This is a genomic window from Pseudomonas sp. Z1-29 (assembly GCF_051131995.1).
In the GTDB taxonomy this organism is placed as follows: Bacteria; Pseudomonadota; Gammaproteobacteria; order Pseudomonadales; family Pseudomonadaceae; genus Aquipseudomonas.
Map to the genome: position 1 here is coordinate 2492660 of NZ_CP071645.1, position 26387 is coordinate 2519046.

General features: G+C 61.2%; 25 protein-coding genes. 9 read left to right on the forward strand and 16 right to left on the reverse strand.

Annotated elements, in window-relative coordinates; all coding sequences use genetic code 11:
- Positions 1 to 200: 200 nt before the first annotated feature.
- On the forward strand, positions 201 to 671 hold the full coding sequence (locus J3P84_RS11550) for a DUF1289 domain-containing protein (protein ID WP_434573568.1): 471 nt from the start codon (positions 201 to 203) through the stop codon (positions 669 to 671).
- A gap of 190 nt (positions 672 to 861) precedes the next feature.
- On the opposite strand, the gene J3P84_RS11555 is transcribed toward J3P84_RS11550, so the two are convergent.
- On the reverse strand, positions 862 to 1725 hold the full coding sequence (locus tag J3P84_RS11555; RefSeq protein ID WP_434630279.1) for a universal stress protein: 864 nt from the start codon (positions 1723 to 1725) through the stop codon (positions 862 to 864).
- A 159-nt stretch (positions 1726 to 1884) separates the two neighbouring features.
- Here J3P84_RS11555 and J3P84_RS11560 point away from each other — a divergent pair, with 159 nt between their 5' ends.
- Entirely contained in the window at positions 1885 to 2490 is a 606-nt protein-coding gene (locus tag J3P84_RS11560; RefSeq protein ID WP_434630281.1) for a tRNA-(ms[2]io[6]A)-hydroxylase, read from the forward strand.
- A gap of 141 nt (positions 2491 to 2631) precedes the next feature.
- Here J3P84_RS11560 and J3P84_RS11565 read toward each other — a convergent pair whose 3' ends face one another.
- The 3 genes from J3P84_RS11565 to J3P84_RS11575 all read right to left on the reverse strand — a co-directional run bounded on the left by J3P84_RS11565 (position 2632) and on the right by J3P84_RS11575 (position 5005).
- Positions 2632 to 3120, reverse strand: a complete 489-nt coding sequence (locus J3P84_RS11565) for a GFA family protein (RefSeq protein WP_434630283.1) — start codon at positions 3118 to 3120, stop codon at positions 2632 to 2634.
- Positions 3121 to 3304: 184 nt separating this feature from the next.
- Complete coding sequence (locus J3P84_RS11570) at positions 3305 to 3919, reverse strand: DNA-3-methyladenine glycosylase family protein (protein WP_434630285.1); 615 nt, start codon at positions 3917 to 3919, stop codon at positions 3305 to 3307.
- A 3-nt stretch (positions 3920 to 3922) separates the two neighbouring features.
- Positions 3923 to 5005, reverse strand: a complete 1083-nt coding sequence (locus J3P84_RS11575; protein ID WP_434630287.1) for a bifunctional transcriptional activator/DNA repair enzyme AdaA — start codon at positions 5003 to 5005, stop codon at positions 3923 to 3925.
- A gap of 144 nt (positions 5006 to 5149) precedes the next feature.
- On the opposite strand from J3P84_RS11575, the gene J3P84_RS11580 reads away from it, so the two are divergent.
- Positions 5150 to 5641, forward strand: coding sequence for a hypothetical protein (locus J3P84_RS11580; protein WP_434630289.1), 492 nt, complete (start codon positions 5150 to 5152; stop codon positions 5639 to 5641).
- A 78-nt stretch (positions 5642 to 5719) separates the two neighbouring features.
- On the opposite strand, the gene J3P84_RS11585 is transcribed toward J3P84_RS11580, so the two are convergent.
- A complete protein-coding gene (locus J3P84_RS11585; protein ID WP_434630291.1) occupies positions 5720 to 7174 on the reverse strand; it encodes a TrkH family potassium uptake protein in 1455 nt (484 codons plus the stop codon).
- 176 nt (positions 7175 to 7350) lie between these two features.
- Between J3P84_RS11585 and J3P84_RS11590 the strand changes: the two genes are divergently transcribed.
- Positions 7351 to 7938, forward strand: coding sequence for a LysE family translocator (locus tag J3P84_RS11590; protein ID WP_434601113.1), 588 nt, complete (start codon positions 7351 to 7353; stop codon positions 7936 to 7938).
- Between the two features lie 141 nt (positions 7939 to 8079).
- Here the strand turns inward: J3P84_RS11590 and J3P84_RS11595 are convergent, their stop codons facing one another.
- The gene (locus tag J3P84_RS11595) at positions 8080 to 8904 is read right to left on the reverse strand and encodes an AraC family transcriptional regulator (RefSeq protein ID WP_434630293.1); all 825 of its coding nucleotides are present in this window, start codon (positions 8902 to 8904) and stop codon (positions 8080 to 8082) included.
- Positions 8905 to 9023: 119 nt separating this feature from the next.
- Here J3P84_RS11595 and J3P84_RS11600 point away from each other — a divergent pair, with 119 nt between their 5' ends.
- Positions 9024 to 9995 (forward strand): sensor domain-containing diguanylate cyclase, encoded by a 972-nt coding sequence (locus J3P84_RS11600; RefSeq protein ID WP_434601111.1) that lies wholly within the window; start codon positions 9024 to 9026, stop codon positions 9993 to 9995.
- A gap of 1205 nt (positions 9996 to 11200) precedes the next feature.
- Here J3P84_RS11600 and fabI read toward each other — a convergent pair.
- The 8 genes from fabI to gloB all read right to left on the reverse strand — a co-directional run bounded on the left by fabI (position 11201) and on the right by gloB (position 22012).
- Positions 11201 to 11995, reverse strand: coding sequence for an enoyl-ACP reductase FabI (fabI, locus tag J3P84_RS11605; protein WP_003202751.1), 795 nt, complete (start codon positions 11993 to 11995; stop codon positions 11201 to 11203).
- Between the two features lie 19 nt (positions 11996 to 12014).
- Positions 12015 to 13625, reverse strand: coding sequence for an ABC transporter ATP-binding protein (locus J3P84_RS11610; protein WP_434630296.1), 1611 nt, complete (start codon positions 13623 to 13625; stop codon positions 12015 to 12017).
- A 1-nt stretch (position 13626) separates the two neighbouring features.
- A complete protein-coding gene (locus J3P84_RS11615) occupies positions 13627 to 14646 on the reverse strand; it encodes an ABC transporter permease (RefSeq protein ID WP_434630298.1) in 1020 nt (339 codons plus the stop codon).
- 1 nt (position 14647) lies between these two features.
- Complete coding sequence (locus tag J3P84_RS11620) at positions 14648 to 15721, reverse strand: microcin C ABC transporter permease YejB (protein ID WP_434601108.1); 1074 nt, start codon at positions 15719 to 15721, stop codon at positions 14648 to 14650.
- Between the two features lie 4 nt (positions 15722 to 15725).
- The gene (locus J3P84_RS11625; RefSeq protein ID WP_434630300.1) at positions 15726 to 17579 is read right to left on the reverse strand and encodes an extracellular solute-binding protein; all 1854 of its coding nucleotides are present in this window, start codon (positions 17577 to 17579) and stop codon (positions 15726 to 15728) included.
- Entirely contained in the window at positions 17576 to 19408 is a 1833-nt protein-coding gene (locus J3P84_RS11630) for an extracellular solute-binding protein (RefSeq protein WP_434573597.1), read from the reverse strand. Before J3P84_RS11630 ends, J3P84_RS11625 begins: the two co-directional genes overlap by 4 nt.
- Positions 19409 to 19687: 279 nt before the next feature.
- Complete coding sequence (locus tag J3P84_RS11635; protein WP_434630302.1) at positions 19688 to 21145, reverse strand: transglycosylase SLT domain-containing protein; 1458 nt, start codon at positions 21143 to 21145, stop codon at positions 19688 to 19690.
- Between the two features lie 99 nt (positions 21146 to 21244).
- The gene (gloB, locus tag J3P84_RS11640) at positions 21245 to 22012 is read right to left on the reverse strand and encodes a hydroxyacylglutathione hydrolase (RefSeq protein ID WP_434630304.1); all 768 of its coding nucleotides are present in this window, start codon (positions 22010 to 22012) and stop codon (positions 21245 to 21247) included.
- Positions 22013 to 22077: 65 nt separating this feature from the next.
- Here gloB and J3P84_RS11645 point away from each other — a divergent pair, with 65 nt between their 5' ends.
- The 4 genes from J3P84_RS11645 to J3P84_RS11660 all read left to right on the forward strand — a co-directional run bounded on the left by J3P84_RS11645 (position 22078) and on the right by J3P84_RS11660 (position 25103).
- Positions 22078 to 22836, forward strand: a complete 759-nt coding sequence (locus J3P84_RS11645) for a class I SAM-dependent methyltransferase (protein WP_434630306.1) — start codon at positions 22078 to 22080, stop codon at positions 22834 to 22836.
- Positions 22837 to 22928: 92 nt separating this feature from the next.
- Entirely contained in the window at positions 22929 to 23381 is a 453-nt protein-coding gene (gene rnhA / locus J3P84_RS11650) for a ribonuclease HI (RefSeq protein WP_030142629.1), read from the forward strand.
- An 87-nt stretch (positions 23382 to 23468) separates the two neighbouring features.
- The gene (gene dnaQ, locus J3P84_RS11655) at positions 23469 to 24230 is read left to right on the forward strand and encodes a DNA polymerase III subunit epsilon (RefSeq protein WP_434601099.1); all 762 of its coding nucleotides are present in this window, start codon (positions 23469 to 23471) and stop codon (positions 24228 to 24230) included.
- A gap of 258 nt (positions 24231 to 24488) precedes the next feature.
- On the forward strand, positions 24489 to 25103 hold the full coding sequence (locus J3P84_RS11660) for a GNAT family N-acetyltransferase (RefSeq protein WP_434573605.1): 615 nt from the start codon (positions 24489 to 24491) through the stop codon (positions 25101 to 25103).
- Here J3P84_RS11660 and J3P84_RS11665 read toward each other — a convergent pair.
- Together J3P84_RS11665 and J3P84_RS11670 are read right to left on the reverse strand one after the other, a co-directional pair.
- A complete protein-coding gene (locus J3P84_RS11665) occupies positions 25069 to 25962 on the reverse strand; it encodes a LysR substrate-binding domain-containing protein (RefSeq protein WP_434630308.1) in 894 nt (297 codons plus the stop codon). The genes J3P84_RS11660 and J3P84_RS11665 overlap by 35 nt on opposite strands.
- 85 nt (positions 25963 to 26047) lie before the next feature.
- Positions 26048 to 26308 (reverse strand): hypothetical protein, encoded by a 261-nt coding sequence (locus J3P84_RS11670; protein ID WP_434631270.1) that lies wholly within the window; start codon positions 26306 to 26308, stop codon positions 26048 to 26050.
- Between the last annotated feature and the right edge of the window lie 79 nt (positions 26309 to 26387).

Here is a 26387-nt window from a genome sequence, read left to right on the forward strand (position 1 = left end):
CCAACACCGCTCTGAAGGAACGACTGTGCTCGTGACGCTTTGAAAACAGCTTCTAACGGACATTGGCGCCTTAAAAGGCTGGCTGATTCTACGGGAAAAAAAAATTAAAGGTAAGTTGAGCCTGGAAGTTTGAGGGGTGATCAATCTTAGACAAAGGGCTAACATGCCGGCCTGTCCTGTTTTTGCGTGTGCGTTGCCTTATGCCCAACCAGCTCATCAAGACCCCCTGCGTCGGCCTCTGTTCCACTGTCTACGGTGACCTGGTGTGCCGTGGCTGCAAGCGGTTCCACCATGAAGTGATTCACTGGAACGGCTACAACGAGGAAGAGAAACGCGCGGTGTGGTTGCGCCTCGAGCAGCTGCTGGTGCAGGTGATGGTGGCCAAGCTGGAGGTTTTCGACCCGCAGCTGCTGCGCCAGCAACTGGAATCGCGCAAGATCCGCTTCGTGCCGCACCAGTCGGAATATTGCTGGGCCTATCAGTTGATCGCCCGGGGCGCACGGGTGATCAATAACCTGGAAGCGTACGGCATGGTGCTGCTGCCGGAATTTCGCGACTGGGAACTGCCCGACCTGCGCGATGCCATTGATCGGGAATTTTTCCTCCTGTCCGAAGCGCATTACCAGCGCTACATCGCGCCGGGGTTCTTGAAGGATGCGATTGGCGGCTGACAGGCCCTATGTGTGGCAAGTTGCTTTGTACCCAGTAGCTCTTGTGGCGAGGGAGCTTGCTCCCGCTGGGTTGCGAAGCGACCCTCGCTCTTGATCCGAATAATTTTGAGCCTGAAAAACCCAGGCGTCTGCTGCGCAGCCGAGCGGGAGCAAGCTCCCTCGCTACAAAAGCTTGATCGCCTAAGCCTTTTTATTCTTTTGCCGCCATCTCCACCAGATGGTCCTCCACCTCCTGCGGCTTGAGCACCAGCACATCGCTTTCCAGCGTATCGAGCACGGCTTCGGCGGTGTTGCCGATCAGCACTCCTGACAAACCCGAGCGGGCCACGGTGCCGATCACGGTGACAGCGGCCTGGAGCTTGTGGGCCATGTATGGAATCAGGACATCCGCCGGGCCTTCCTGGATATGCAGGTGCTCGTCATCAATGTCGAATTCGGCCTGGAACGCCCGGCATTGCTCACGGTAGCGCGCCTCGATGGTTTCCTTGAGCTGGTAGGTCGGGTCGGCGGACGAGAGCATCGGCGACGGGTGGGCGCTGATGACATGCAGGTGCGCCTTGGCGAGGAGGGCGATGTCGTAGCCATGGTCGATAATCGTCGAGTGCAGGTGGCGGTGCTCGCCATCGGCATTGCCCACGTCGACGGCGGCCAGGATCACCCGGTCTTTCCAGGATCCCGACGTCTTGACCAGTAGCACCGGGGTCGGGCAATGGCGCAGCAGTTTCCAGTCGGCCGGGGTCAGCAGGGCTTTCTTCAAGGGGCTGTCGGGGAAGTGCTGCTTGATGACCAGGCCACAGCCTTCGGCCTGCTGCACGTCGATGATGGTTTCGTAGAGACTTTCGTTCCACGCCTGCTCGGTGGTCACGCTGTAGCCGTCGGCCGCCAGTGCGGCCTTCAGGACGCTGAGCATCCCGGCATGGTCATGGTGTTTGTCGCAGACCAGCAAGTGCAAATGGGCCTGGGTCACGCCGGCGATCAGTTTGGCGCGCTTGAATGCCAGGCTTTCCGAATGTTCGGGTTCGATGACCACGAGGATGCTGCGAATGGCTTGCATGATCGGCGTCTCCAGCAATGAAAAGGCACGGCGTTGCTCAACTATAGTTGTTCTGGACGGCCCGTCGACTTGATGCATATCAACGCTGGTGGCTGGTGGTCTGGGGGCAGGCCGGTATAATCGGCGCCCTTCGCTCGACTACCTTTGCCCGTGAGTCTCATGATCCTTCCCGAAATCCACGAATTCCTCGGCTGCCGCACCCCCGATGTCTGGGTCCAGGCGGCGCTGGCCGACCAGGAAACGTTGCTGATCGACCACAAGAACTGTGAATTCAAGGCTGCCAGCACTGCCTTGAGCCTGATCGCCAAATATCACTCCCATGTCGACCTGATCAATATGATGTCGCGCCTGGCCCGGGAAGAACTGGTGCATCACGAGCAGGTCATGCGCCTGATGAAAAAACGCAAGGTCGCCCTGCGCCAGCTCTCCGCCGGGCGCTACGCTTCGGGCCTGCGTAAAGTGGTGCGCAGCCACGAACCGGTGAAACTGGTGGACACCCTGGTGGTCGGCGCTTTTATCGAAGCCCGCAGTTGTGAGCGCTTCGAGGCCCTGGTGCCGCATCTGGACGAGGAGCTGGGCAAGTTCTATTTCGGCCTGCTGAAAAGCGAGGCCCGACATTTTCAGGGTTACCTGAAACTGGCCTACCAGTATGGCGACGCCAAGGATATTGCCCAGGTCATTGAGAGGGTCCGCGAGGCGGAGCGCGAGTTGATCGAATCAGTGGACGTGGAGTTTCGGTTTCATAGTGGTGTGCCTGCGCTTTAGGAACCGTGGTGTTCATGACGGCGCCATCGCGAGCAAGCTCGCTCCCACATTGGACTCTCTTTGAACACAAATCCTGAGTCCATCCCGAATCCCCTGTGGGAGCGAGCTTGCTCGCGATAGGGCCCAAAGCCGCGCTGCATCTCAAAGGGTCAAACCCAGGCGTTCATGCCACTGGGCAATCGATTCTTCGGGATACACGTCGAACTGCTGGTCGCCCGAGCGCGCCTCGACCTCGACCCATGGCGCCTTGGAGCCCAGCATCAGATGGGTGCGTTCTGGCGGCGCCGGCAGCGGCGTGTCGATGGCTGAGGCGAAAGGGTGGATCAATTCCGGCCATTCAGGGCTGAACAACCATAATCCCGAGCCGCACAGCGAGCAGAAATGCCGCTCGGCGCTGCTGCGATGGGCGCGTTTGTCGCCCTCGTCCTTGAGCCGCGCATGGTAGATCGAGATGTGCTTGCGACCCTGCACCTTCAGGCTCGTGGCGTCTCCCCCCAGGTTGATCGCAAAACCACCGCCGCCCTGGGTCTTGCGGCAGATCGAGCAGTAGCAACGTTGGTAAGGGTAGGGGTGACTGCTGTCCAGGCTGAACGACACGGCGCCGCAGTGGCAGGATCCTTCGAGATGCATGGGAACCTCCAGTGGATTGGAAATGGTTCAGTACAGCCTAGACGGTCGGCATTTTTTGCCGGTTGGATTTATGTTGAATGTGCGGACGCCTTCGCGAGCAGGCTCGCTCCCACATTGGAATCGGGAAGTCCACAAATCCGCTGTGGGAGCGAGCCTGCTCGCGAAGGCGTTGGTATAGCCAGCATCACTTGGGCACCCGCCACAGGTACCACGCCGCCACCGTCCGATAAGGGCTCCAGGCCCGGCCGATTTCGCTCATCTGTCTTGTGCTCGGTTGGGTTTCCAGCACTTTGAGCCGCCGATAACCCTCGCGAACCCCAAAATCATCCGCAGGCAGGATATCCGGCCGTTCCAGGCTATAGATCAACAGCATCTCCACGGTCCAGCGTCCGACGCCGCGCAGGGTGACCAGGCGCTTGATCAGTGCTTCATCGTCCATGGCCTGCGCCGTGGCGTAATCCGGCACGATGCCGTCCAGCGTGGCCTGGGCGATACCCTGGAGAGTGGCGATCTTGCTGGCTGAAAATCCACAACCGCGCAATTGCGCTGCATCAGTTGCCAGTATTTGCTCAGGCCCGGGAAACGTCCCCGATGGGTACAGCCCGAGCAGCCGGCCAATGATCGCATCCCCGGCCTTGGCGTGCAGTTGCTGATAGGCAATCGCCCGCATCAGCGCCTCATACGGATCCCGGGCCGGTTTGGGTTGCAGAAGGCAAGGACCGATCGACTCGATATGGCGCCGCCAGTCTTCGTCCAGGCCTGCCAGGAAAGTGCTCGCTTGCTGATAAGGCGCCGCCATCAGTCAAAACGCCAAAGGCAACGAAACCTGCTCCGCGGCTCGCTCCAACCGTAATAGAAACGCCTTGCGCGGCTGACCGCCGCCATAGCCGGTCAAAGAGCCATCCGCCCCAATCACCCGGTGACAAGGGATGACGATGGCCAGGCGGTTCTGTCCATTGGCCAGGCCCACGGCGCGGCTGGCGCCAGGGCTGCCCAGTGCGTTGGCGACGACGCCGTAGCTGCGGGTTTCGCCGTAGGGGATTTTCTGCAGCTCGGCCCAGACCCTGGCCGCGAAGGCGCTGCCAGGCATGTGCAACGGGACGTTGAAAACCGTGAGCTTGCCGGCGAAATAGTCGGCCAGCTCGCTTTCGATCTGTTGCAGATGCGCATTGTGGCCCGGCGCAACCGTGTAGCCGTAGCGTTGCTGCAGTTCCTCCAGCTCCCTGGTCAAGGCCGGGCGATCGAGAAACTCCAGCAATACCAGGCCGCGACGTTCGGCCATGGCCAGCATCGGCCCCAATGGCGTGGTCAGGCGAGTAAACAGCAAGGGTTCGCTGAGGCCGGCGCGGCCGGGGGTGATGTGGAAGGATTTGACGAAGGCATCACGAAACCCGCTCAGCGATTCATAGCCGGAGTCGAACGCCGCATTGTCGATCGAGGCGCCTTCCTTGATTCCGCCCAGGGCGATGCCCAAGCGCCGGGTGCGCAGGTAGGCGTGGAAGGTCATGCCGAAATGCTGTTTGAACCAGCGGCGCAGTTTCAGCGGTTCGATGCCTTGTTCCAGCAGCAGGGCGTCGGTCCAGCGCAGGTCTGGTTCGGCGTCGACGGCTTTGAGCAATGCCTGGATCCAGTCCGGGGCAATGGCGGCGGCATCCAGCGGCTTGCAACGCAGGCAGGCCCGATAACCGGCCGACATCGCCTCGTCGGCGTGGGCAAAGAACTCGACGTTCTCCGGCTTTGGCTTGCGTGCCGTGCAGCTGGGGCGACAGAAAATACCGGTGGTCTTGACCGCGGTGAAGAAGACCCCCTCGTAGGTGGTGTCTCGTTCAAGCATGGCGCGGACCATCTCGGCGTGAGGCGGAAGCAGCGAGTGATGTAGGTTCATGGGCAGAGCATAGAACCGTGGCCGGGACGACTCCACCGAAAAATCGACAATGAATTCATGATCATTTGGTCGGATGCCCGCGAACAAAAATTGAACCTTCAAGTCTTAGAGGTTCACCCGCTGTTTTTGTCTTTCGGAGACATCATGTCCAAACACAAGAAATCCCTCATCGCCGTAGCTGTCTGTGCCTTGGCGTTCGGCGCCTCGGCTTTGTTGCCTGCCGACCTGTCACCTATCGGTTCGAGCTATGCCGCGGGCGGTGGCAACGGCGGTGGCGGCGGTAATGGAGGCGGTGGCGGCAATGGCGGAGGGAATGGCGGCGGCCACGGTGGCGGCGTGGGCGGCGGGCAAGGCAATGGCAACGGTGGCAAGTCCAGCGACTCCAGCGGCCACGGCAAAGGACTGGCCAGTGATCACGCCGGTACCCGGACTCGCGATCATGGCCTGAGCGGCAAGCACACCGGCACCACCCGCACCGATCGCACCAGCAAGGCGTCGGCGACGTCCGCCATTGCCAAGGACCGTGATACTCGCGGCTTGACCAAGGCCTCGGCGATTTCCGCCGCTACGCCGGGCACCCATAACACCAAGGGCTTGAGCAACGCGACCCGTTCATCGATGAAGAACGACCGCTGATTGCTTGAATGAAATCGCGAGGCCTGTTTCCGGGCCTCGCGATTTTTTTTCGTCTGGCGTTCAGTCCTGTTCGACGAGTCAGTACTTCCAGAACACCGGCGTGAACAGCACCAGCACCGTCAGGATTTCCAGCCGTCCCAGCAGCATGCCGATGGTCAGCAGCCATTTTGCCGCATCCGGCAAGGTCGAGAAGTTGCCGGCCGGGCCGATGATGTTGCCCAAGCCCGGACCCACGTTGCAGACGGCAGTGGCGGCACCGGTCAAGGCGGTCGTCCAGTCCAGGCCGATCAGGGCCAGACCCAGGGCGATGGCGCCGATCGTGATGGTGAAGAAGAACGAGAACGTCAGCAGCGAGCGAACGATTTCCTCGTCGATGGGATGGTTGTTGTATTTCTTCTGGATCACCGCCCGGGGATGGATCAGCTGCTTCAAACTGCCCATCAGCAGCACCCTGGCGACTTGAAAGCGAAAAATCTTCAGGCCCCCGGCCGTGGATCCCGAACAGCCGCCGACGAACGTCAGGTAGAAGAACAGCAGCAGGGCAAAGCTGCCCCACAGCGTGTAGTCACCCAGCGCCACGCCAGTGGTCGTGACGACAGAGGTAACGTTGACCGCCACGATACGGACCGCGTCCCACCACGCGTGATCGCTGTTAAGGCTCAGCCAGGTACCCACCAGCAGCCATGTAACGACCAGGAAACCGATGAAGCCCCTGACTTGCTGGTCCTTGAGCAGGGCGCGCCGATGGCCCCGCAATGTCGCGACATACAGCGTGAAGGGCAGCGATCCGGCCATCATGACGACCACTGACACCCAATGAACCGCCGGTTGGGGCCAGTGCGCCAGGGACGCATCGGAGGTGGAAAAACCTCCGGTGGAAATCAGCGACATCGCATGGTTGATCGCTTCGAAAGGCGTCATGCCCGCAAGCCACAGCCCCAACGTCGAGAGAGCGGTCAAGCCGATGTAGATCCACAGGATGTAATTGGCCGCGACGTGAGAGCGCGGCGTGACTTTCTCCGACCAGTCCGAAGATTCGGTCTGGAACAGCCGCATGCCGCCGACCCGCAGCAGCGGCAGGACCGCCACGGCCATGCCGATAAAGCCGATTCCGCCGAGCCAGTGCAGCATCGACCGCCAGATCAACAGGCCGGGCGATGCGCTATCCAACCCGGTCAGGATGGTCGAGCCGGTGGTGGTGATGCCTGACATGGTCTCGAAAAATGCATCGGTGTAGCTGATGTGCTGGATGAACACCATCGGCAGGGCGGCGAATGCGCAGACAATTACCCAACTGGCGGTGGTGAGCAGGTACATTTCCCTGGGGCGCATCTGGACGTGGTCCGGCCTTCCACGGGCCACCAGTGCCACACCGCACACGAAGGTGATCAGGCTCGACCATAGAAATGCCGACAAGTCATCGTTGCGCTCGTAGAACATCAGCGTAAACAGCGGAATCGCCATGCTGATCGCAAGGGTGATCAGGAAAATCCCGAGGATGAAACCGATGAGACGCAGAACCGCTATAGACATGGATGACGCCTGATTCAAAGAGCTGCCCAGTATCGATTTGGTGAATCGCTTACCGCGTAAAATTTGCGTAAAAAAATGAAGCGGAAGTGCTCGACGACAAAGGCAGTTTTCTTCAATACCCGAGCAGGCGACCCCTTTACCTTGGGGCCTCTTTCCTGAACTGAAGAAGATATGTGATGAGCTTGATATTTTCCATGGCCACCTTTGCCCTGGTGGCTTCCATTACTCCGGGCCCGGTCAATATCGTCGCCCTCAGCTCCGGTGCCCGATATGGATTTCGCGCAACCTTGCGCCATGTCGCCGGCGCCACCCTCGGGTTCGTCCTGCTGCTGGTCTTGATGGGATTGGGGTTGCATGAAGTATTGCAACGCTGGCCTGGGCTCACGCGTGTGGTGCAACTGGCTGGCGTGGCGTTCCTCTTGTACATGGCCTGGAAACTGGCGGTGGACAACGGCGAGCTGGGTGACCGGGACGAGGGGCGCGCGCCTTCGATGTTCCATGGCGCGTTGATGCAGTGGCTCAACCCCAAGGCGTGGCTGGCTTGCGTGGCGGGGATGGGCGCCTTCGTGGCCGACGGCGAGGCGCGGCTGGTGTGGCAGTTTGCGGCGATCTACCTGGTCATCTGCTATGTCTCGGTGGGTTGCTGGGCCTATGCGGGCAGCTTTCTGCGCACGTGGCTGGGTAACCCGGCGACCATGCGCCTGTTCAATCGATTGATGGCGGCGTTGTTGGTGGCGAGCGCGGTGTATCTGTTGTTGCCTTGAGTCTGACGAGGTGTCCAACTGGCAGAGCTTTTGTGGCGAGGGAGCTTGCTCCCGCTCGACTGCGCAGCAGTCGCCAGGTTTTGGGGCTACTGCGTAGCCCAGCGGGAGCAAGCTCCCTCGCCACGGAGTCAAGTGGCTATATCAGCCGCGATACTGCCCGGGGGTAGCCGCCAGGTGTTGCTTGAACGCCCGTTGGAAGTGCGCCTGATCGGCAAACCCGCTGTCCAGCGCCACATCGGCAATCAGCTTGCCCTCGCGCAGTTGACGGCGGGCGAACTGGATGCGCCGGTTGATCAGGAAGGCATGCGGTGTCATGCCGTAGTGGCGCTTGAAAGCCCGGCTCAAATAGGATGGCGAAAGCTGCGCGAAGGCGCAGATATCCTCAAGCTTGAGGGCTTCGGTGCAATGGTCGTGAATGAACTGCGCCGCCCGCATCAGCGCCGGGTGGCTGCCACGCTCCGGACGTCCGGCCGGGTTGAGTCGATGCTGGAGATCGGTGAAAAACACTTCGGCGGCGACTTGCTTGCCACTGGTATCGATATGTTCAGCCACCAGCGTTTCGTAGAGCCCGCACAGGCCGGAGAAAAGCGCGACATCACGGCTATGGGTTGTGCCGAATGCCTGGAAGTCCAGCGAGGGGTCAAAGCCGATACGGCGTTGCAGATCCCGCAGCCATTGGGTATCGACATACAGCATCACATAAGACCAGGGCTGATCGTCGATCGGATTGCAAGCATGGACGTCGCCGGGATTCATCAGCACTACCGTGCCGCTCTGGACCTGGAACCGCGATTGTTCGTGCAGGTAGGTGCTGCGTCCGGCGGTGATCGCGCCGATGGAAAAGTGATCATGGGAATGCCGTGAATAACAGACCTTGCGGCCATCGGCGATGGCCCGGGCCTCGATGAAAGGCAGCGCCGCGTCGCGCCAGAAGCGTGGGGCGGCGTCGTGGTTGGCGGGCTTCATCAGGCAATGTCCTGTTTTATTGGCTGTGCCTGAGTGTATGCGTCCGTGCCGGAAAATGCCCGTTCGAGTTTGCTCCGGTCTGGGCTAGACTCTGATGAGTTCCGCCAACGGAGTTACCGATGCTTGCGCCAGGCAAACCTGACAACGAAGCCGTTCGCCTCAAACAATTGCAGTCGCTCAAGCTGCTCGATACCCCTCCCGAGGAGCGGTTTGACCGCCTGACCCGTCTCGCCCGGCGTCTGTTCAACGTGCCGATCGCCCTGGTGTCGCTGGTGGACGCCAATCGGCAATGGTTCAAGTCAAGCGCCGGCCTGGAAGCCAGTGAGACCCCGCGCGAGGTGTCGTTCTGCGGGCATGCGATCTTGCAGGACGAGATCCTGGAGATTTGCGACGCGGAACAGGACGTGCGGTTCCACGATAATCCGTTGGTCAAGGGCCAACCTGGCATCCGCTTCTATGCGGGGCATCCGCTGGGGCTGGATGATGGCAGCAAGATGGGCACCCTGTGCTTGTTGGACACCCGGCCGCGCACCCTCAACGACGACGAACGCGAGCTGCTTCGCGATCTGGCGAGCATGGCCGAGCAGGAGCTGGTTGCCGTGCAGATGGCCAGCATGGATGAATTGACGCTGCTGTCCAATCGGCGCGGCTTCATGACGCTGGCCCAGCACGCGCTGAGTGTCTGCAGCCGTCTTTCGCGGCCGGCGACACTGCTGTTTTTCGATCTCAACGACTTCAAGCCGATCAACGATCGCTTCGGGCACGCGGAAGGCGACGGCGCGCTGAAGACGTTCGCCGACGTATTGCGCATTGCCTTTCGTGAAAGCGACGTGATCGGTCGCATGGGCGGAGACGAGTTCGTCGCCCTGCTCACCGGCGCCTCCCATGTCGAGACGACGGCGATCATGGCACGGCTCAGGGAAATGCTCGACGAGCGCAACATAACGTTGCAGCGCGGCTATGACATCGATTTCAGCGTGGGCCAGATCGAATACGACCCCGAGCGACATGAGTCGATCGACAGCCTGCTGGCAGAGGCGGATGCGGCGATGTATGCGCAGAAGCAGGGACGGCGCAATAGCCCAAACTGATTGAGCTGCCCCCCGACATCACCCTCAACTGACCCACCGTCTTCGCGAGCAGGCTCGCTCCCACACGGTCTCGAGTTGTGCCTGACACTCCGGATGGCGCAGAACCACTGTGGGAGCGAGCCCGCTCGCGAAGAGGCCAGCCCATTCAGCATCCCTGTCAACTGACCCACCGCCTTCGCGAGCAAGCTCGCTCCCACAGGATTTTGTGTTGTGCCTGGATGCTCCTAGTGGCGCAGCTCCACTGTGGGAGCGAGCTTGCTCGCGAAGAGGCCAGCCCATTCAGCATCCCCGTCGACTGATGCACCGCCATCGCGAGCAAGCTCGTCCCCACACGGTCTCGAGTTGTGCTGACACTCCGGATGGCGCAGAACCACTGTGGGAGCGAGCCTGCTCGCGAAGAGGCCAGCCCATTCAGCATCTATGGCGACTGAAAAACCGCCTTCGCGAGCAAGCTCGCTCCCACAGGATTTTGTGTTGTGCCTGACACTCCGGATGGCGCAGAACCACTGTGGGAGCGAGCTTGCTCGCGAAGAGGCCAGCCCATTCAGCATCTATGGCGACTGAAAAACCGCCTTCGCGAGCAGGCTCGCTCCCACAGGGTTTTGTGTTTCGCCTGGATACTCCGGATGGCGCAGCTCCATTGTGGGAGCGAGCCTGCTCGCGAAGAGGCCAGTACATTCAGCATCCCTGTCGACTGAAACACCGCCATCGCGAGCAGGCTCGCTCCCACAGGATTTTGTGTTGTGCCTGGATGCTCCGAATGGCGCAGCTCCATTGTGGGAGCGAGCTTGCTCGCGAAGAGGCCAGCCCATTCAGCATCCCCGTCGACTGATGCACCGCCATCGCGAGCAAGCTCGTCCCCACACGGTCTCGAGTTGTGCTGACACTCCGGATGGCGCAGAACCACTGTGGGAGCGAGCCTGCTCGCGAAGAGGCCAGCCCATTCAGCATCTATGGCGACTGAAAAACCGCCTTCGCGAGCAAGCTCGCTCCCACAGGATTTTGTGTTGTGCCTGACACTCCGGATGGCGCAGAACCACTGTGGGAGCGAGCTTGCTCGCGAAGAGGCCAGTACATTCAGCATCCCCGTCGACTGAAACCCCGCCATCGCGAGCAAGCTCGCTCCCACAGGTGATTTTGCAGGGCATAAAAAAACGCCGCTTGGCCTTTCCAGGGCAAGCGGCGTTTTATTGCAACGTGAAGATTTACTCTTCGATGTTGCCCATGGCGGTGGTGTTGAAGCCGCCGTCCACGTACATGATTTCACCGCTGATGCCCGACGCGAGGTCCGAGCACAGGAAGGCGCCGGCGTTGCCGACTTCTTCGATGGTGACGTTGCGACGCAGCGGGGTTTGCGCTTCGTTGGCGGCCAGCATCTTGCGGAAGTTCTTGATGCCGGAAGCGGCGAGGGTGCGGATCGGGCCGGCCGATACGCAGTTCACGCGGGTGCCGTCCGGGCCCAGGGAGCCGGCCAGGTAGCGAACGCCAGCTTCCAGGGATGCCTTGGCCATGCCCATGACGTTGTAGTTCGGCATGGTGCGCTCGGCGCCCAGGTACGACAGGGTCAGCAGGCTGCCGTTGCGGCCTTTCATCATCTCGCGACCGGCCTTGGCCAGGGCCACGAAGCTGTAGGCGCTGATGTCGTGGGCAATGCGGAAACCTTCACGGGTGGTGGCTTCGGTGAAATCGCCATCCAGTTGGTCGCCCGGGGCGAAGCCCACGGAGTGCACGATGCAGTCCAGGCCATCCCACTTCTTGCTCAGTTCTTCGAAGACCTTGGCGATTTCTTCATCGCTGGCGACGTCGCACGGGAAGCACAGCTCAGGGCTCGAACCCCAGCCTTGCGCGAACTCTTCGACACGACCCTTGAGTTTGTCGTTCTGATAAGTGAAGGCAAGCTCAGCGCCCTCGCGATGCATGGCGGCAGCGATGCCGGATGCGATGGACAGCTTGCTGGCGACACCGACGATCAGTACGCGCTTACCGGCGAGAAAACCCATGTGTTGCTCCTCTTTCAGGTTATTCGGCAGTTGTCGGGGCCAGGAAAGCGGCCTCCAGCAACTGCTGTGTATAGGGGTGTTGCGGCGCGGCGAATATGCTGCGGGCATCACCTTGTTCGACCACTTGGCCATGCTTGACCACCATCAACTGGTGGCTCAGCGCTTTGACGACAGCCAGGTCATGGCTGATAAACAGGTACGTCAGGTTGTACTTGGTTTGCAATGACCGCAACAGCTCCACCACCTGGCGTTGCACGGTACGGTCCAGGGCCGACGTTGGTTCGTCCAGCAGAATCAACGCCGGCTTGAGCACCAGGGCCCGGGCAATGGCGATGCGCTGCCGTTGCCCTCCGGAAAATTCGTGGGGGTAGCGGTTCCGGGTTTCCGGGTCCAGGCCTACCTCCTTCAATGCCGCGATTATCGCTTGTTCCTGTTCGGCTTCGGTGCCGATCTTGTGGATCCGCAGTCCTTCGCCGACGATCTGGCTCACACACATCCGCGGGCTCAGGCTGCCAAACGGGTCCTGAAACACCACTTGCATCTCCCGGCGCAACGGCCGGACTTGCTGTTGCGACAGGCTATCGAGCTGCTTGCCCTCGAAGCGGATCCCGCCCTGGCTGCCGATCAACCGCAAGATCGCCAGCCCCAGCGTGGACTTGCCGGAACCGCTCTCGCCGACGATGCCCAGGGTCTGGCCCTGGGGCAGGCTGAAGCGGATTCCGTCCACCGCCTTGATGTAATCCGTCGTGCGCTTGAACAGGCCTTTCTTGATCGGGAACCAGACTTTCAGGTCCTCGACCTCCAGCAGCGGCGGGCCGACCACGTTGGTCGCCGGGTTGCCGCTGGGCTCGGCGGCCAGCAATTCCCGAGTGTACGGATGTTGCGGCGCGCGGAACAACTCTGCGCACGATGCCTGTTCGACGATGCAACCGCGCTGCATGACACATACGCGATGCGCAATTCTTCGCACCAGGTTCAAATCGTGGCTGATCAGCAGCAGCGACATGCCCAGGCGCGCCTGCAAATCCTTGAGCAGATCGAGGATTTTCAGCTGCACGGTGACGTCCAGCGCGGTGGTCGGTTCGTCGGCTATCAGCAGTTCCGGCTCGTTGGCCAGGGCCATCGCGATCATTACCCGCTGACGCTGGCCACCGGACAGTTCGTGGGGCAACGCCTTGAGCCGTTTGTGCGGTTCGGGGATGCCGACCAGTTCCAGCAGCTCAAGGGAGCGACGGGTGGCGACCTTGCCGGTCAGGCCCTTGTGGATGCCGAGCACTTCATTGAGCTGTTTTTCAATGCAGTGCAGCGGGTTCAGGGAAGTCATCGGCTCCTGGAAAATCATCGCGATCCGATTGCCACGGATATGGCGGATGGTCTTTTCCTTGAGGCCCAGCAGATTCTGGCCGGCGTACTGGATGGTCCCGGTCGGGTGGTGGGCCAGCGGGTAGGGCAGCAAGCGCAGGATCGAATGGGCCGTCACCGACTTGCCCGAGCCGCTTTCACCCACCAGCGCGAGGGTTTCGCCGCGCTTGATGTCGAAGCTGACGCCCTCGACCACGCGCTGGCGGCGTTCGCCAACGATGAATTCCACCGCCAGGTCGCGTACTTCGATCAGATTGTCCTGGTTCATTTCACTTCCTCGGATCGAAGGCATCGCGAGCGGACTCGCCGATGAACACCAACAGGCTCAGCATGATCGCCAGCACGGCGAATGCGCTGATGCCCAGCCAGGGCGCCTGCAGATTGGACTTGCCCTGGGCCACCAGCTCGCCGAGGGATGGTGCTCCGGCCGGCAGGCCGAAACCGAGAAAATCCAGGGCGGTGAGGGTGCCGATGGCGCCGGTGAGGATGAACGGCATGAAGGTCATGGTCGAGACCATGGCGTTGGGCAGGATGTGGCGGAACATGATCGCGCCATTTTGCATGCCCAGCGCTCGCGCGGCGCGCACGTATTCGAGGTTGCGCCCGCGCAGGAACTCGGCGCGCACCACATCCACCAGGCTCATCCAGGAAAACAGCAACATGATGCCCAGCAGCCACCAGAAGTTCGGCTGGACGAAGCTGGCGAGAATGATCAGCAGATAGAGCACCGGCAGCCCGGACCAGATTTCCAGGAAACGCTGGCCGGCCAGGTCTACCCAGCCGCCATAGAAGCCCTGCAACGCACCGGCGATCACCCCGATGATCGAGCTGAGCACCGTCAGCGTGAGCGCGAACAGCACCGAGATGCGAAAGCCATAGATGACCCGCGCCAGCACGTCGCGGCCCTGGTCATCGGTGCCCAGCCAGTTCACCGACGAGGGCGGTGCCGGGGCCGGGACCTTCAAGTCGTAATTGATGCTCTGGTAGCTGAATGGAATCGGTGCCCACACGACCCAGGCGTCCTTGGCGGCGAGCAACTCGCGGATATACGGGCTCTTGTAGTTGGCCTCCAACGGGAATTCGCCGCCGAACGTCGTTTCCGGGTAACGCTTCAGGGCCGGGAAGTACCAGCCGCCGTCGTAGTGCACCACCAGTGGCTTGTCGTTGGCAATAAGCTCGGCGCCCAGGCTGAGCACGAACAAGAACAGAAACAGCCACAACGACCACCAGCCACGCTTGTTGGCCTTGAACAGTTCGAAACGGCGACGATTGAGAGGAGAGAGGTTCATCTCAATGCTCCCGGCTTTCGAAGTCGATACGCGGATCGACGAAGGTATAGGTCAGGTCGCCGATCAGTTTCACTACCAGCCCCAGCAGGGTAAAGATGAACAGTGTGCCGAAGACCACCGGGTAATCACGGTTGATGGCGGCTTCGAAGCTCATCAACCCGAGGCCGTCGAGGGAGAAGATCACTTCCACCAGCAGCGAGCCGGTAAAGAAGATCCCGATGAACGCCGAAGGGAAACCGGCAATCACCAGCAGCATGGCGTTGCGAAATACATGCCCGTAGAGCACCCGGTTGCGCGTCAGCCCCTTGGCCTTGGCGGTGACCACGTACTGCTTGTTGATTTCATCGAGGAAACTGTTCTTGGTCAGCAGCGTCATGGTGGCAAAGTTGCCGATCACCAGGGCGGTGACGGGCAAGGCCAGGTGCCAGAAATAATCGAGGATCTTGCCGCCCAGGCTCAGCTCCTCGAAATTGTTCGACGTCAGGCCCCGTAATGGAAACCAGTCGAAATAGCTGCCGCCGGCAAACACCACGATCAGCAGGATGGCGAACAGGAACGACGGGATCGCGTAGCCGATGATGATCGCCGAGCTGGTCCACACGTCGAAATGGCTGCCGTGCCGCGTGGCCTTGGCAATCCCCAGCGGGATCGACACCAGGTACATGATCAGCGTGCTCCACAGCCCGAGGGAGATCGACACCGGCATCTTTTCCTTGATCAGGTCGATGACCTTGGCGTCGCGGAAAAAGCTGTCGCCAAAGTCCAGGCGGGCGTAGTTCTTGATCATGATCCACAGGCGTTCGGGGGCCGACTTGTCGAACCCGTACATGCGCTCGATTTCCTTGACCAGTGCCGGATCCAGGCCTTGGGCGCCGCGGTAGGAGGAGCCGGCCACTGACACTTCCGCGCCGCCGCCGGCGATGCGGCTGGTAGCGCCTTCGAAACCTTCGAGCTTGGCGATCATCTGTTCCACCGGCCCACCGGGCGCGGCCTGGATGATCACGAAGTTGATCAGCAGGATGCCGAACAGGGTCGGGATGATGAGCAGCAGGCGCCGAAAAATATAAGCCAGCATCAGGTTACTCCACGCTCACAGGGGCGGCGACTTGCTGCTCGATCACTTGTTTTTCCACTTCTTCGGCCGGCTTGATGTCCGGTTTGACCCACCACGTGGTAGTGCCGATGTCGTAGGTCGGGGTGATTTCAGGGTGGCCTATGTGGTTCCAGTAGGCCACGCGCCAGGTCTTGATGTGCCAGTTGGGGATCACGTAGTAGCCCCACTGCAGCACCCGGTCCAGCGCCCGGGCATGGGCTACCAGGCTTTTGCGCGAATCGGCGTTGATCAACTGTTCCACCAACTGGTCGACGGCCGGGTCCTTCAGGCCCATGGTATTGCGGCTGCCAGGCTTGTCCGCGGCAGCCGACATCCAGAACTCGCGCTGCTCGTTACCCGGCGAGCTGGACTGCGGGAAGCTGCCCACCACCAGATCGAAGTCCCGGGAGCGCACGCGGTTGATGTACTGGGACACGTCGACGCGGCGAATCACCAGCTCGATGCCGAGGTCGCTCAGGTTGCGCTTGAAGGGCAGCAGCACCCGCTCGAATTCGGTCTGGGCCAGGAGGAATTCCAGCACCACCGGTTTGCCCTGGGCGTCGACCATCTTGTCGTCGACGATGCGCCAGCCGGCCTCTTGCAACAATTGATAGGCCTTGCGCTGCTGGTCGCGGATCATGCCGCTGCCATCGCAGACCGTCGGCTGGAAGGTTTCGCTGAAAACCTGTTCGGGAATCTTGCCGCGCAGCGGTTCGAGAATCTTCAATTCGTCTTCGCCGGGCAGGCCGGTCGCGGCCATTTCCGAGTTCTCGAAATAGCTGCGGGTGCGGGCGTAGGCACCGTGGAACAACTGCTTGTTGGTCCATTCGAAGTCCAGCAACAGGCTCAACGCCTGGCGCACCCGCACGTCCTGGAAGATCGGGCGGCGCAGGTTGTAGACAAAACCCTGCATGCCGGTGGGGTTGCCGTTGGGGATCTGTTCCTTGATCAGGCGGCCTTCGCTGACGGCGGGAATGTTGTAGGCGTTGGCCCAGTTCTTGGCAGCCATCTCCAGCCAGAAATCGAATTGCCCGGCTTTCAATGCCTCTACCGCCACGGTGTTGTCGCGGTAGTAATCCGTGGTCAGTACGTCGAAATTGTAGAAGCCGCGGTTGACCGCCAGGTCCTTGCCCCAGTAATCCTTGACGCGCTCGTAGCGGATCGAACGCCCCGCCTTCACTTCGGTGACCCGGTAGGGGCCGCTGCCGAGAGGGATCTCCAGGTTGCCCTTGTTGAAGTCGCGGTTGGCCCACCAGTGCTTGGGCAATACCGGCAATTGGCCGAGGATCAGCGGCAGTTCGCGGTTATTGGTGTGCTTGAACTTGAACAGGACCTTGAGTGGCGTCTCGGCGACGACTTCGGCGACGTCGTTGTAATAACCGCGGAACATCGGTGCGCCGTCCCTGGTCAGGGTCTCGAAGCTGAACACGACGTCTTCGGCGCGCACCGGATGGCCGTCGTTGAAGCGGGCTTCGGGGCGCAGGTAGAAGCGCACCCAGCCATTGTCCGGGGCCTTCTCGATCTTTTCGGCGATCAGGCCGTACTCGGTAAAGGGCTCGTCGAGGCCTTGCTTGGCCAGGGTGTCGTAGATCAGGCCGATATCCTCGGCCGGTACGCCCTTGCTGATAAACGGGTTGAGGCTGTCGAAGCCGCCGAACCCGCCCTGACGGAATATCCCGCCCTTGGGGGCATCCGGGTTCACGTAGTCGAAATGCTTGAAGTCGGCCGGGTACTTCGGCGGCTCGTTATACAACGTCAAGGCGTGTTGCGGCGCGGCACAGGCCAGCCCTGCGAATAACAGGCCGCTGGCCTGCAGGAGCAGGGCGCGTAAAGGCTTCATTGATCTTTCTCCGAAGATTTCAGCCACCATGCGCTCAGGCCCAGGGTGTAGGGCGGCGTAGTGACGAAGGCGAACCGGTTGCGGTACGCCAGGCGATGATAATTGAGATACCAGTTGGGAATGCAGTAATGCTGCCATAGCAGCACGCGGTCCAGGGCCTTGCCGGCGGCGACCTGTTCGTCGCGAGTCTGGGCGGCGAGCAGCTTCTCCAGCAGGTGATCGACCACGGGGTTGGCGATGCCCGCATAGTTTTTACTGCCCTTGATCCCGACCTGGCTGGAGTGGAAATACTGCCATTGCTCAAGGCCCGGGCTGAGGGTCTGGCTCAGGGTCAGCAGGATCATGTCGAAATCGAACTGGTCCAGGCGCTGCTTGTACTGGGCGCGGTCCACCGTGCGCAGACGGGCCTGGACGCCGATGCTGGCGAGGTTCTCGACGTAGGGCTGGAGGATGCGCTCCAGGTTCGGATTCACCAACAGGATTTCGAAGCGCAAGGGCTGCTTGTCGGCGTTCAGCAAGTGCTGGCCGTGGAGGGTCCATCCGGCTTCTTTCAACAGACCCAGGGCCTTGCGCAGTGTCTCGCGCGGAACGCCGCGACCGTCGGTGCGAGGCAGGCTGAAGGGTTCGGTCAGCAACCGGGGCGGCAATTGTTCGCGATAGGGCTTGAGCAGCAGCCATTCGTGGCCCACGGGCAGGCCCGTGGCCGAAAACTCACTGTTGGGGTAATAGCTGAGTGTGCGTTTGTAGGCACCGCTGAACAGCGTGCGGTTGGTCCATTCGAAATCGAACATCAATCCCAGGGCTTCGCGCACCTTGACCTCGGCGAAGGTGCTGCGCCGCGTGTTCATGAACAGGCCCTGGGTCTGGGTCGGAATCTGATGGGGAATCTGCGCCTTGATCACATCGCCACGGTTGATCGCCGGGAAGTTGTAGCCGTTGGCCCAGTTCTTGGCCTGGTGTTCGATGTAGATATCGAATTCACCGGCCTTGAACGCTTCGAAGGCCACCTCGCTGTCGCGGTAGAACTCGACGACCATGCGGTCGTAGTTGTATTTGCCGCGATTGACCGGCAGGTCCTTGCCCCAGTAGTCCTTGACCCGTTCGAAGACCAGCTGGCGACCGGGCTGCACCTTGGTGATGCGATAAGGGCCACTGCCCAGGGGAGGCTCGAAGGTGGTCGCCTTGAAGTCGCGGTCTTTCCAGTAGTGCTGGGGCAGCACCGGCAGTTCCCCCAGGCGCAGGATCAGCAAGGGATTGCCCGCACGCTTGAAGACAAAGCGGATTTTCAGCGGATTGAGGATATCGACCCGCAGCACTTCCTGCAGGTTGGTGCGGTATTGCGGATGACCTTCCTTGAGCAGCGTCCTGTAGGAAAACGCCACGTCATAAGCGGTGATCGGCACGCCGTCATGGAACCGCGCCTCTGGCCGCAGGTTGAACACCACCCAGCTACGATCCTCGCTGTATTCCACGGATCGGGCGATCAAGCCGTAGCTCGACGTCGGTTCGTCGCCGGACGGTGCGTACTGGCCGGTGCCAACCATCAACGGCTCGTTCAATTCATTGATGCCGTATTGCAGGAAATTTGCCGTGGAAACCGGGCTGCTGCCCTTGAAGGTATACGGATTGAGTGTGTCGAAGGTGCCAAATGCCATGACCCGCAAGGTGCCGCCCTTGGGCGCTTGCGGGTTGACCCAGTCGAAGTGGGTGAATCTGGCCGGGTACTTGAGCGTGCCGAACTGCGCATAGCCATGGCTTTCGCTGATGGTGGCGCCGGCGGGGGAGCTCAAGGCCAGGCTGATCAGGAACAGGAGGAGGGGACGTATCAAGTCTGAGATCCGATCCAGGCGGCTTGGGCTTTTATGGCCTGTACAGTAACAGCTTGTATCGGCAGGAAAAAGGCGGGGGCTCAAAGCGCTGGATTACCTGGATCCATGGCGAGAGTGCCTTTGTGGCGAGGGAGCTTGCTCCCGCTGGGTTGCGAAGCAACCCGTGAACCTGGCACCTCGGTGTGACAGGTGAATTGAGTCGCTGCTTTTGGGGCTGCTGTGCAGCCCAGCGGGAGCAAGCTCCCTCGCCACAACAAGCTCCTCGCCGGAGCCGCGGTGTCAGTGTGGGGAATAGACCGTCAGCATCTGTCCAGGCTTGAGCGCCTTGCCCATGCGCGGGTTCCAGCGCTTGAGGTGCTGCATTTCGACGTTGAAGCGCTTGGCAACGACGTAAAGCGAGTCGCCTTGCTTGACCTTGTATTGGGTCTGCTTCTTCTGTTCGTTGCTCTTGGCGGCTACGACAGTGTTGATGCGTTTGCCGCTGGCCTTGGTTGCCTTGGTGGCCTTGACGTCTTGCATGACCAGGGTCTGGCCGACCTTGAGCTTGTTGCCGCTGAGCTTGTTCCAGCGTTGCAGGTCCTTGGTCTGGACGTTGTTGGCCTTGGCGATCTGGGCCAGGTTGTCGCCGCGCTTGACCCGGTAGCTGCGCCGTACACCTTCCACTTCGCTGTCATCGGCGTTTTCGAAGACCGGCTTGAGCGAGCGCGGGCTGATCAATTCTTCTGGGCGCATGGTCGACAGGCTGGCGGTCAGCAACTGTGCCTTGGAGGTCGGGACCAGCAGGTGTTGTGGGCCGTCGACGGTGGTGCGTTGCTTGAACGCCGGGTTGAGCTGGAACAGCTCGTCTTCGTCGATGTTCGCCACCGCTGCGACTTTTGAAAGGTCCATGCGCTGGTTGATCTCGACGACCTGGAAGTAGGGTTCGTTGGCGATCGGGTTGAGGTTCACGCCGTAGGCATCGGGGGCCAGTACCACTTGGGACAGCGCCAGCAGCTTCGGCACGTAGGCCTGGGTTTCGCTGGGCAGAGGCAGGTTCCAGTAGTCGGTGGGCAGGCCGAGCTTTTCGTTGCGCTCGATGGCCCGGCTGACCGTGCCTTCACCGGCGTTGTAGGCCGCCAGCGCCAACAGCCAGTCGCCATTGAACATGTCATGCAGGCGCGTCAGGTAATCCATGGCGGCCGTGGTCGACGCAGTGATGTCGCGACGTCCGTCGTAGAAACGCGTCTGGCGCAGGTTGAAATAACGCCCGGTGGAGGGGATGAACTGCCACAGGCCCACCGCGTTGGCGCGGGAATAGGCCATCGGGTTATAGGCGCTTTCGATCACCGGCAACAGCGCCAGCTCCAGCGGCATGTTGCGCTCTTCCAGGCGCTCGACGATGTAGTGGATGTACAGGCTGCCGCGCTCGCCGGCGTTTTCCAGGAAGGACGGATTGCTGGCGAACCACAGGCGCTGCTGCTCGATGCGCGGGTTGACCCCGGCGGTTTCCTGCAGCTGGAAGCCCTGGCGCATGCGTTCCCAGACGTCCTGGGGCACTTGCGGGCTGGGTTTTTCCGTCAGCCAGACGGGTTTTTGCTTGGCTCGCGCGGCGATATTCGGCGTATGCGCGACATCGGCCTGCGGCACCTGGCTGGTGCTCTGGCAGCCGGCCAGCGTGGCGGACACAGCCACCGCGATGGCTTGAGCCAAGCGGGTCAATGTGTCTGACTGGACGGACCTGCGAATAGATGACGACATTGGCTGGAAGTAAGTTCCGGGCAAAAATGTCGGCCGATTCTAGGAAGCGCACCCCAACAGGTCAACCATTCAGAATTTTTGTATCAATTGATAGCGGGCTTAGAACTTATCTTTCCAGGCCCTCAAGGCCGCAAAAACCTCACTCGCCGTCTGGTTACGCTGGCCGTTCCGTTCGTCTGCTTTTTCTTTAACGGATGTTTCAGAGATGCGCAAAAACGGATTGGTGAGCTTTTCCAGGGCCAGGGTCGACGGCAGGGTGATGACACCCTGGCTGCGCTGCTCGGTGACTTTCTCCAGGCGCGCGGCAATGTCCGGGTTGGCCGGCTCGACCGCGACGGCAAACTTCAGGTTGCTCAGGGTATATTCATGGGTGCAGTAGACGAGCGTATCGTCGGGCAGTGCGGCGAGGCGGCTCAAGGAGTGGTGCATCTGCTCGGGCGTGCCCTCGAAGAGCCGGCCGCAACCGGCGGCGAACAGCGTGTCGCCGCAGAACAGCAGGCCGCGATGGTAGTAGGCGATATGCCCAAGGGTGTGTCCGGGCACGGCGTGAATATCGAAGTCCAGGCCCAGCACGTTGACCTTGGCGTTGTCCTCCAGGGCGATGTCCCGCGCCGGGATGTTTTCGCTGGCCGGCCCGTAGACGGTGGCGTTCGTCGCGCTTTTCAGCGCCGCGACACCGCCGACATGGTCATGGTGGTGATGAGTGACCAGGATGTCGCTCAGGACCCAGCCCGGATGGGCGTCGAGCCAGGCCCGTACGGGGGCGGCGTCGCCCGGGTCGACCACGGCGCAGCGCTGGGTCGAGTGATCCTGTAACAACCAGATGTAGTTATCGGTAAACGCGGGCAGGGCACTGATCTGTATCATCGCTGAATTCGCCAAGCTCAAAACAAAGGCGCATCTTAGAACTTCCTGGCGCGTTGGAGAATGCAATGACCGATGAAGCGTTCGCTCAGGCTGATCCTGAATGGCTGGCATTGATCAGTTCCGCCCGTGAATGGCTGTCCGGCCCTGTCGGGCAATTCCTGCTGGAAGAAGAACGGCGCATGCTCGAAGACGAGTTGGGCCGGTTCTTCGGCGGCTACCTGGTGCATTACGGCCCCTCGGCGCAGACCCCACCGTCGGCCCCGCAGGTGCAGCGCAACGTACGCCTGGGCGCGCCGTTGCCTGGCGTGGAAATCGTCTGCGAGGAGCAGGCCTGGCCGTTGAGCGAGCATGCCGCCGACGTGGTGGTCATGCAGCACGGCCTGGATTTCTGCCTGTCGCCCCATGGCCTGTTGCGCGAGGCCGCCAGCAGCGTGCGTCCCGGTGGCCATTTGTTGATTGTCGGCATCAACCCCTGGAGCAGTTGGGGGCTGCGTCATGTATTCGCCGGCGACGCGCTGCGCCAGGCCCGTTGCATCTCGGCATCGCGAGTGGGCGACTGGCTCAACCTGCTCGGCTTCGCGCTGGAGAAACGCCGCTTCGGGTGCTATCGTCCGCCGCTTGCGTCGCCCAAGTGGCAGGCCCGTCTGGCCGGCTGGGAGCGCAAGGCCGGTGACTGGCAATTGTCCGGCGGCGGCTTCTATCTGCTGGTGGCGCGCAAGATCGTGGTCGGCTTGCGCCCGGTACGCCAGGCGCGGCGCGAGCCGGTGGGCAAGCTGATTCCCTTGCCGATGGCCAAGGTCAATCGCCGTCACATCGAGCCGTAACTTTTATTTCCAATGGTTCTGGCCGGCATTCGGCTTCGGGCGTCGAGCGTTCCCGGCCGGTGGGCCTTTGCATTTTTTCTGGATAGATTGGAATGAGCGATAGCGTAGAACTTTTCACTGATGGCGCCTGCAAGGGCAATCCGGGCCCGGGTGGCTGGGGTGCGTTGCTGGTGTGCAAGGGCGTGGAAAAGGAACTCTGGGGCGGCGAAGCCAATACCACCAACAATCGCATGGAACTGATGGGCGCCATTCGCGGCCTGGAAGAACTCAAGCGGCCATGTGATGTGCTGCTGGTGACCGACTCGCAGTATGTAATGAAAGGCATCAACGAGTGGATGGCCAACTGGAAGAAGCGCGGCTGGAAAACGGCGGCGAAGGAGCCGGTCAAGAACGCTGATCTGTGGAAGCTGCTGGACGAGCAGGTCAACCGCCACAACGTCACCTGGAAATGGGTGCGCGGGCACATCGGCCATCACGGCAACGAGCGGGCCGACCAGTTGGCCAATCGTGGGGTGGATGAGGTGCGGGGGTACAAGCAGGCTTGATCCAAAAGCGGTCCCGGGCTTATCCCACCGAATAGCGTGCTAACATCCGCGCTTTTGCAAGACTGCCCGTTTGAGAGCTGAACACTGATGGCCAACAGATCTGTAGTACTGGATACCGAAACCACCGGCATGCCGGTGACCGACGGTCACCGGATTATCGAAATCGGCTGTGTCGAGCTGATCGGTCGACGCCTGACCGGTCGTCATTTCCACGTTTACCTGCAACCGGACCGCGAAAGCGACGAGGGTGCCATTGGCGTGCACGGCATCACCAACGAATTCCTGGTGGGCAAGCCGCGTTTCGCCGAGGTAGCCGATGAGTTCTTCGAATTCATCCAGGGCGCGCAGTTGATCATCCATAACGCGGCGTTCGACGTCGGGTTCATCAACAACGAATTCGCCCTGATGGGCCAGCACGACCGGGCCGACATCACCCGGCATTGCACTATCCTCGATACCTTGATGATGGCGCGGGAGCGGCATCCGGGCCAGCGCAACAGCCTTGATGCCTTGTGCAAGCGCTACGGGGTCGACAACTCCGGTCGTGAGCTGCACGGCGCCTTGCTCGACTCCGAGATCCTCGCCGACGTCTACCTGACCATGACTGGCGGTCAGACCAGCCTGTCCCTGGCCGGCAATGCGTCTGACGGCAATGGCACCGGCGAAGGTTCGGGTAACCAGGCGAGCGAGATCCGGCGTTTGCCGGCAGACCGCAAGCCGGCCCGGATCATCCGCGCCAGCGAAAGCGACCTGGCCGAACATGCCGCGCGTCTGGAAGCCATCGCCAAGTCCGCCGGTGCCCCGGCATTGTGGACGCAATTGGTCGAGGCGCAGGCTGCCGCGAGTTGATGAGATATCTGTGGGAGCGAGCCTGCTCGCGAAAGCGCTGGGTCAATTGGCAACTGTCGAATGTGCCGACGCCTTCGCAAGCAGGCTCGCTCACACAAGAGCTTTCATCATGCAGTTTCCGGCGCAATCGCCAATACCTTCCAATCTGAAGTAAAGGCAGGCCATGGTTATCCGCGTGACGTGTGAAGATTCGACAAGCAAGGGCAATGGATGGCTTCGCGCCGTTGGTTGTCTCAAGGAATGAGGACCTTCCCCAGTATGCAACCGGTCATGAATCCCAAGCACCCCGGCCTGTCGGTGCGCGTCGCCGATGACGGCTTCGCCGCTTATATCTGGGGCAGCGATTTCAGTTTCGAAGTCAGCGTCTATGGCACGGCGCAGATCGGCCGGCCGGTGAGCCAGTGGCCGGTGACGCCGATCGTTCCCTACCGCAAGTGCTACGGCATCGACCCTGAAGAGTTCGGCAGTTTTCGCGATGCCCCGGACAGCGAAATCTTCATGGCCTACCTGGACGACCAACCGGTCGGCCATCTGGTCGTCAGCACCAATTGGAACGGGTATGCCCATATCGACGAGCTGGCGGTGCATGCCCCGGCTCGCCGGCATGGGGTGGCCAAGGCCTTGCTCGATGTGGCCCAGTTCTGGAGCCGCAAGAAAAAACTGCCGGGCATCATGCTGGAAACCCAGAACAACAACCTGGGCGCCTGCCGGCTTTACGAGCGCTGCGGCTATGTGCTCGGCGGCATCGATCACCTGCGCTATCGCGGCATTGACCGGCACACCGCCGAGGTGGCGCTGTTCTGGTACCGGTTGTTTGACGATCCGCTGGGCATGACGGTCAGTGGTTCAGCAACGCCTCGGCTTGTTCCGTGATCCGTTCCAGCAACGACTGGACCGCCGGTGAAGGCGTGGCACCGTTCAGGCTCAATGCATAGAGGCAGATGGGAACGGCCGGCGATACCGGGCAAATGTCCAGGTCGCCGCCTCTGGCCCCCGAGGCGGTAAACGGGTCGACAATCGCCAGGCCTTCGCCGGCCTCGACCATTGCCCGCATCATCTGATGAGTCTGCACGCGTATCTGCACCACCGGCGCCGGGCGCAGTGCGCCAAGCTTGTGGTCGAACGCCGGGCTCAGCGGATCATGCCCCTCCAGGCCGACCAGCGACTGGCCCGCCAGATCCTGAACCGACACGTATTTCTGTCGTGGTTGCAGCCAGCCATGGGGCGCCAGCAGCTGCAGTTTGCCTTGGGCGATCATCTGGCAATCGATGTCGGGATGTTCTGGGTCGTGCAGGCTCAGGCCCAAGTCGCTTTCACGCAGCAGCAGGCTTTTGACGATTTCCCGGATCGGCTGGCTGAGCAGGGTGCACGGCGCATCCGGATGGCGCCGACGCAGGGCGGCAATGCTCAGGGGTAACAGCTGTTGGGCCAGTGGTGGGGTGCAGATGATGCGCAGGGGCGGCGCCTGATAATGCTTCAGGCTGGCGGCCATTCGCTGTATCGGTTCGAGGGTGTCGTACAGCCGCGTGATGCCTTCGCGTAATTCCAGGGTTTCCCGCGTCGCCTGCAAGCGTCCGCGCACGCTGGCGAACAGCATGAAACCGAGCTGGGCCTCCGCATCGCGCAGGATCGAGTCGACTTCGGCCACCGGCAATTGCAGCCATTCGGCCGCGGTACCCAGGTGGCCAGTCTGCAGCAGCGCCTGGATCACTTCGATGTGGCGTAAACGCATGCAAGAGGTCCGTATTAGGCAGGTAAGCCATTGAGTGGCTGAATCCTAACCCAATTACGGGTGCGACTTCTGCTCATGCAAACAGTTATAGAGCGATCTGCGTTTCGACTGGCGCCTGAGGCTGCCGTGGCGTTTCAGGCTCGCGGGTCAGGTGGATGCCGGTTTGCACCAGGATGAACGTGTCCTCGTCGACTTTGCTGACCCGATCTCCAATGGCCAGCTTATAAGTGATGACATCCTTGCCAATGCCGTCTTGTGACGGGTCTGATTCTTGGAATTCATGCACCGAATAGACGCGACCTTCGGCGTCCCGTGCATGAAATTGTCCGACAAGTACTGCTGCCATTGCTTGGAACCTCTGAAAATAGATCACTCGATTTGCGGTTCTGTAGACCTTGGTCAAGTGCGGTAAGTTTTCCTACAGT

What these genes read in the sequence shown, in the direction of transcription:
- J3P84_RS11645 (WP_434630306.1), top strand. Translation starts at nt 22,078, where the DNA reads ATGACCGATGAAGCGTTCGCTCAGGCTGATCCTGAATGGCTGGCATTG.
- J3P84_RS11550 (WP_434573568.1), top strand. Translation starts at nt 201, where the DNA reads ATGCCCAACCAGCTCATCAAGACCCCCTGCGTCGGCCTCTGTTCCACT.
- gloB (WP_434630304.1), bottom strand. Translation starts at nt 22,012, where the DNA reads ATGATACAGATCAGTGCCCTGCCCGCGTTTACCGATAACTACATCTGG.
- J3P84_RS11560 (WP_434630281.1), top strand. Translation starts at nt 1,885, where the DNA reads ATGATCCTTCCCGAAATCCACGAATTCCTCGGCTGCCGCACCCCCGAT.
- J3P84_RS11570 (WP_434630285.1), bottom strand. Translation starts at nt 3,919, where the DNA reads ATGGCGGCGCCTTATCAGCAAGCGAGCACTTTCCTGGCAGGCCTGGAC.
- J3P84_RS11635 (WP_434630302.1), bottom strand. Translation starts at nt 21,145, where the DNA reads ATGTCGTCATCTATTCGCAGGTCCGTCCAGTCAGACACATTGACCCGC.
- J3P84_RS11610 (WP_434630296.1), bottom strand. Translation starts at nt 13,625, where the DNA reads ATGAACCAGGACAATCTGATCGAAGTACGCGACCTGGCGGTGGAATTC.
- J3P84_RS11625 (WP_434630300.1), bottom strand. Translation starts at nt 17,579, where the DNA reads ATGAAGCCTTTACGCGCCCTGCTCCTGCAGGCCAGCGGCCTGTTATTC.
- J3P84_RS11555 (WP_434630279.1), bottom strand. Translation starts at nt 1,725, where the DNA reads ATGCAAGCCATTCGCAGCATCCTCGTGGTCATCGAACCCGAACATTCG.
- rnhA (WP_030142629.1), top strand. Translation starts at nt 22,929, where the DNA reads ATGAGCGATAGCGTAGAACTTTTCACTGATGGCGCCTGCAAGGGCAAT.
- J3P84_RS11580 (WP_434630289.1), top strand. Translation starts at nt 5,150, where the DNA reads ATGTCCAAACACAAGAAATCCCTCATCGCCGTAGCTGTCTGTGCCTTG.
- J3P84_RS11600 (WP_434601111.1), top strand. Translation starts at nt 9,024, where the DNA reads ATGCTTGCGCCAGGCAAACCTGACAACGAAGCCGTTCGCCTCAAACAA.
- fabI (WP_003202751.1), bottom strand. Translation starts at nt 11,995, where the DNA reads ATGGGTTTTCTCGCCGGTAAGCGCGTACTGATCGTCGGTGTCGCCAGC.
- J3P84_RS11595 (WP_434630293.1), bottom strand. Translation starts at nt 8,904, where the DNA reads ATGAAGCCCGCCAACCACGACGCCGCCCCACGCTTCTGGCGCGACGCG.
- J3P84_RS11615 (WP_434630298.1), bottom strand. Translation starts at nt 14,646, where the DNA reads ATGAACCTCTCTCCTCTCAATCGTCGCCGTTTCGAACTGTTCAAGGCC.
- J3P84_RS11665 (WP_434630308.1), bottom strand. Translation starts at nt 25,962, where the DNA reads ATGCGTTTACGCCACATCGAAGTGATCCAGGCGCTGCTGCAGACTGGC.
- J3P84_RS11620 (WP_434601108.1), bottom strand. Translation starts at nt 15,721, where the DNA reads ATGCTGGCTTATATTTTTCGGCGCCTGCTGCTCATCATCCCGACCCTG.
- J3P84_RS11565 (WP_434630283.1), bottom strand. Translation starts at nt 3,120, where the DNA reads ATGCATCTCGAAGGATCCTGCCACTGCGGCGCCGTGTCGTTCAGCCTG.
- J3P84_RS11590 (WP_434601113.1), top strand. Translation starts at nt 7,351, where the DNA reads ATGAGCTTGATATTTTCCATGGCCACCTTTGCCCTGGTGGCTTCCATT.
- J3P84_RS11575 (WP_434630287.1), bottom strand. Translation starts at nt 5,005, where the DNA reads ATGAACCTACATCACTCGCTGCTTCCGCCTCACGCCGAGATGGTCCGC.
- J3P84_RS11670 (WP_434631270.1), bottom strand. Translation starts at nt 26,308, where the DNA reads ATGGCAGCAGTACTTGTCGGACAATTTCATGCACGGGACGCCGAAGGT.
- dnaQ (WP_434601099.1), top strand. Translation starts at nt 23,469, where the DNA reads ATGGCCAACAGATCTGTAGTACTGGATACCGAAACCACCGGCATGCCG.
- J3P84_RS11585 (WP_434630291.1), bottom strand. Translation starts at nt 7,174, where the DNA reads ATGTCTATAGCGGTTCTGCGTCTCATCGGTTTCATCCTCGGGATTTTC.
- J3P84_RS11660 (WP_434573605.1), top strand. Translation starts at nt 24,489, where the DNA reads ATGCAACCGGTCATGAATCCCAAGCACCCCGGCCTGTCGGTGCGCGTC.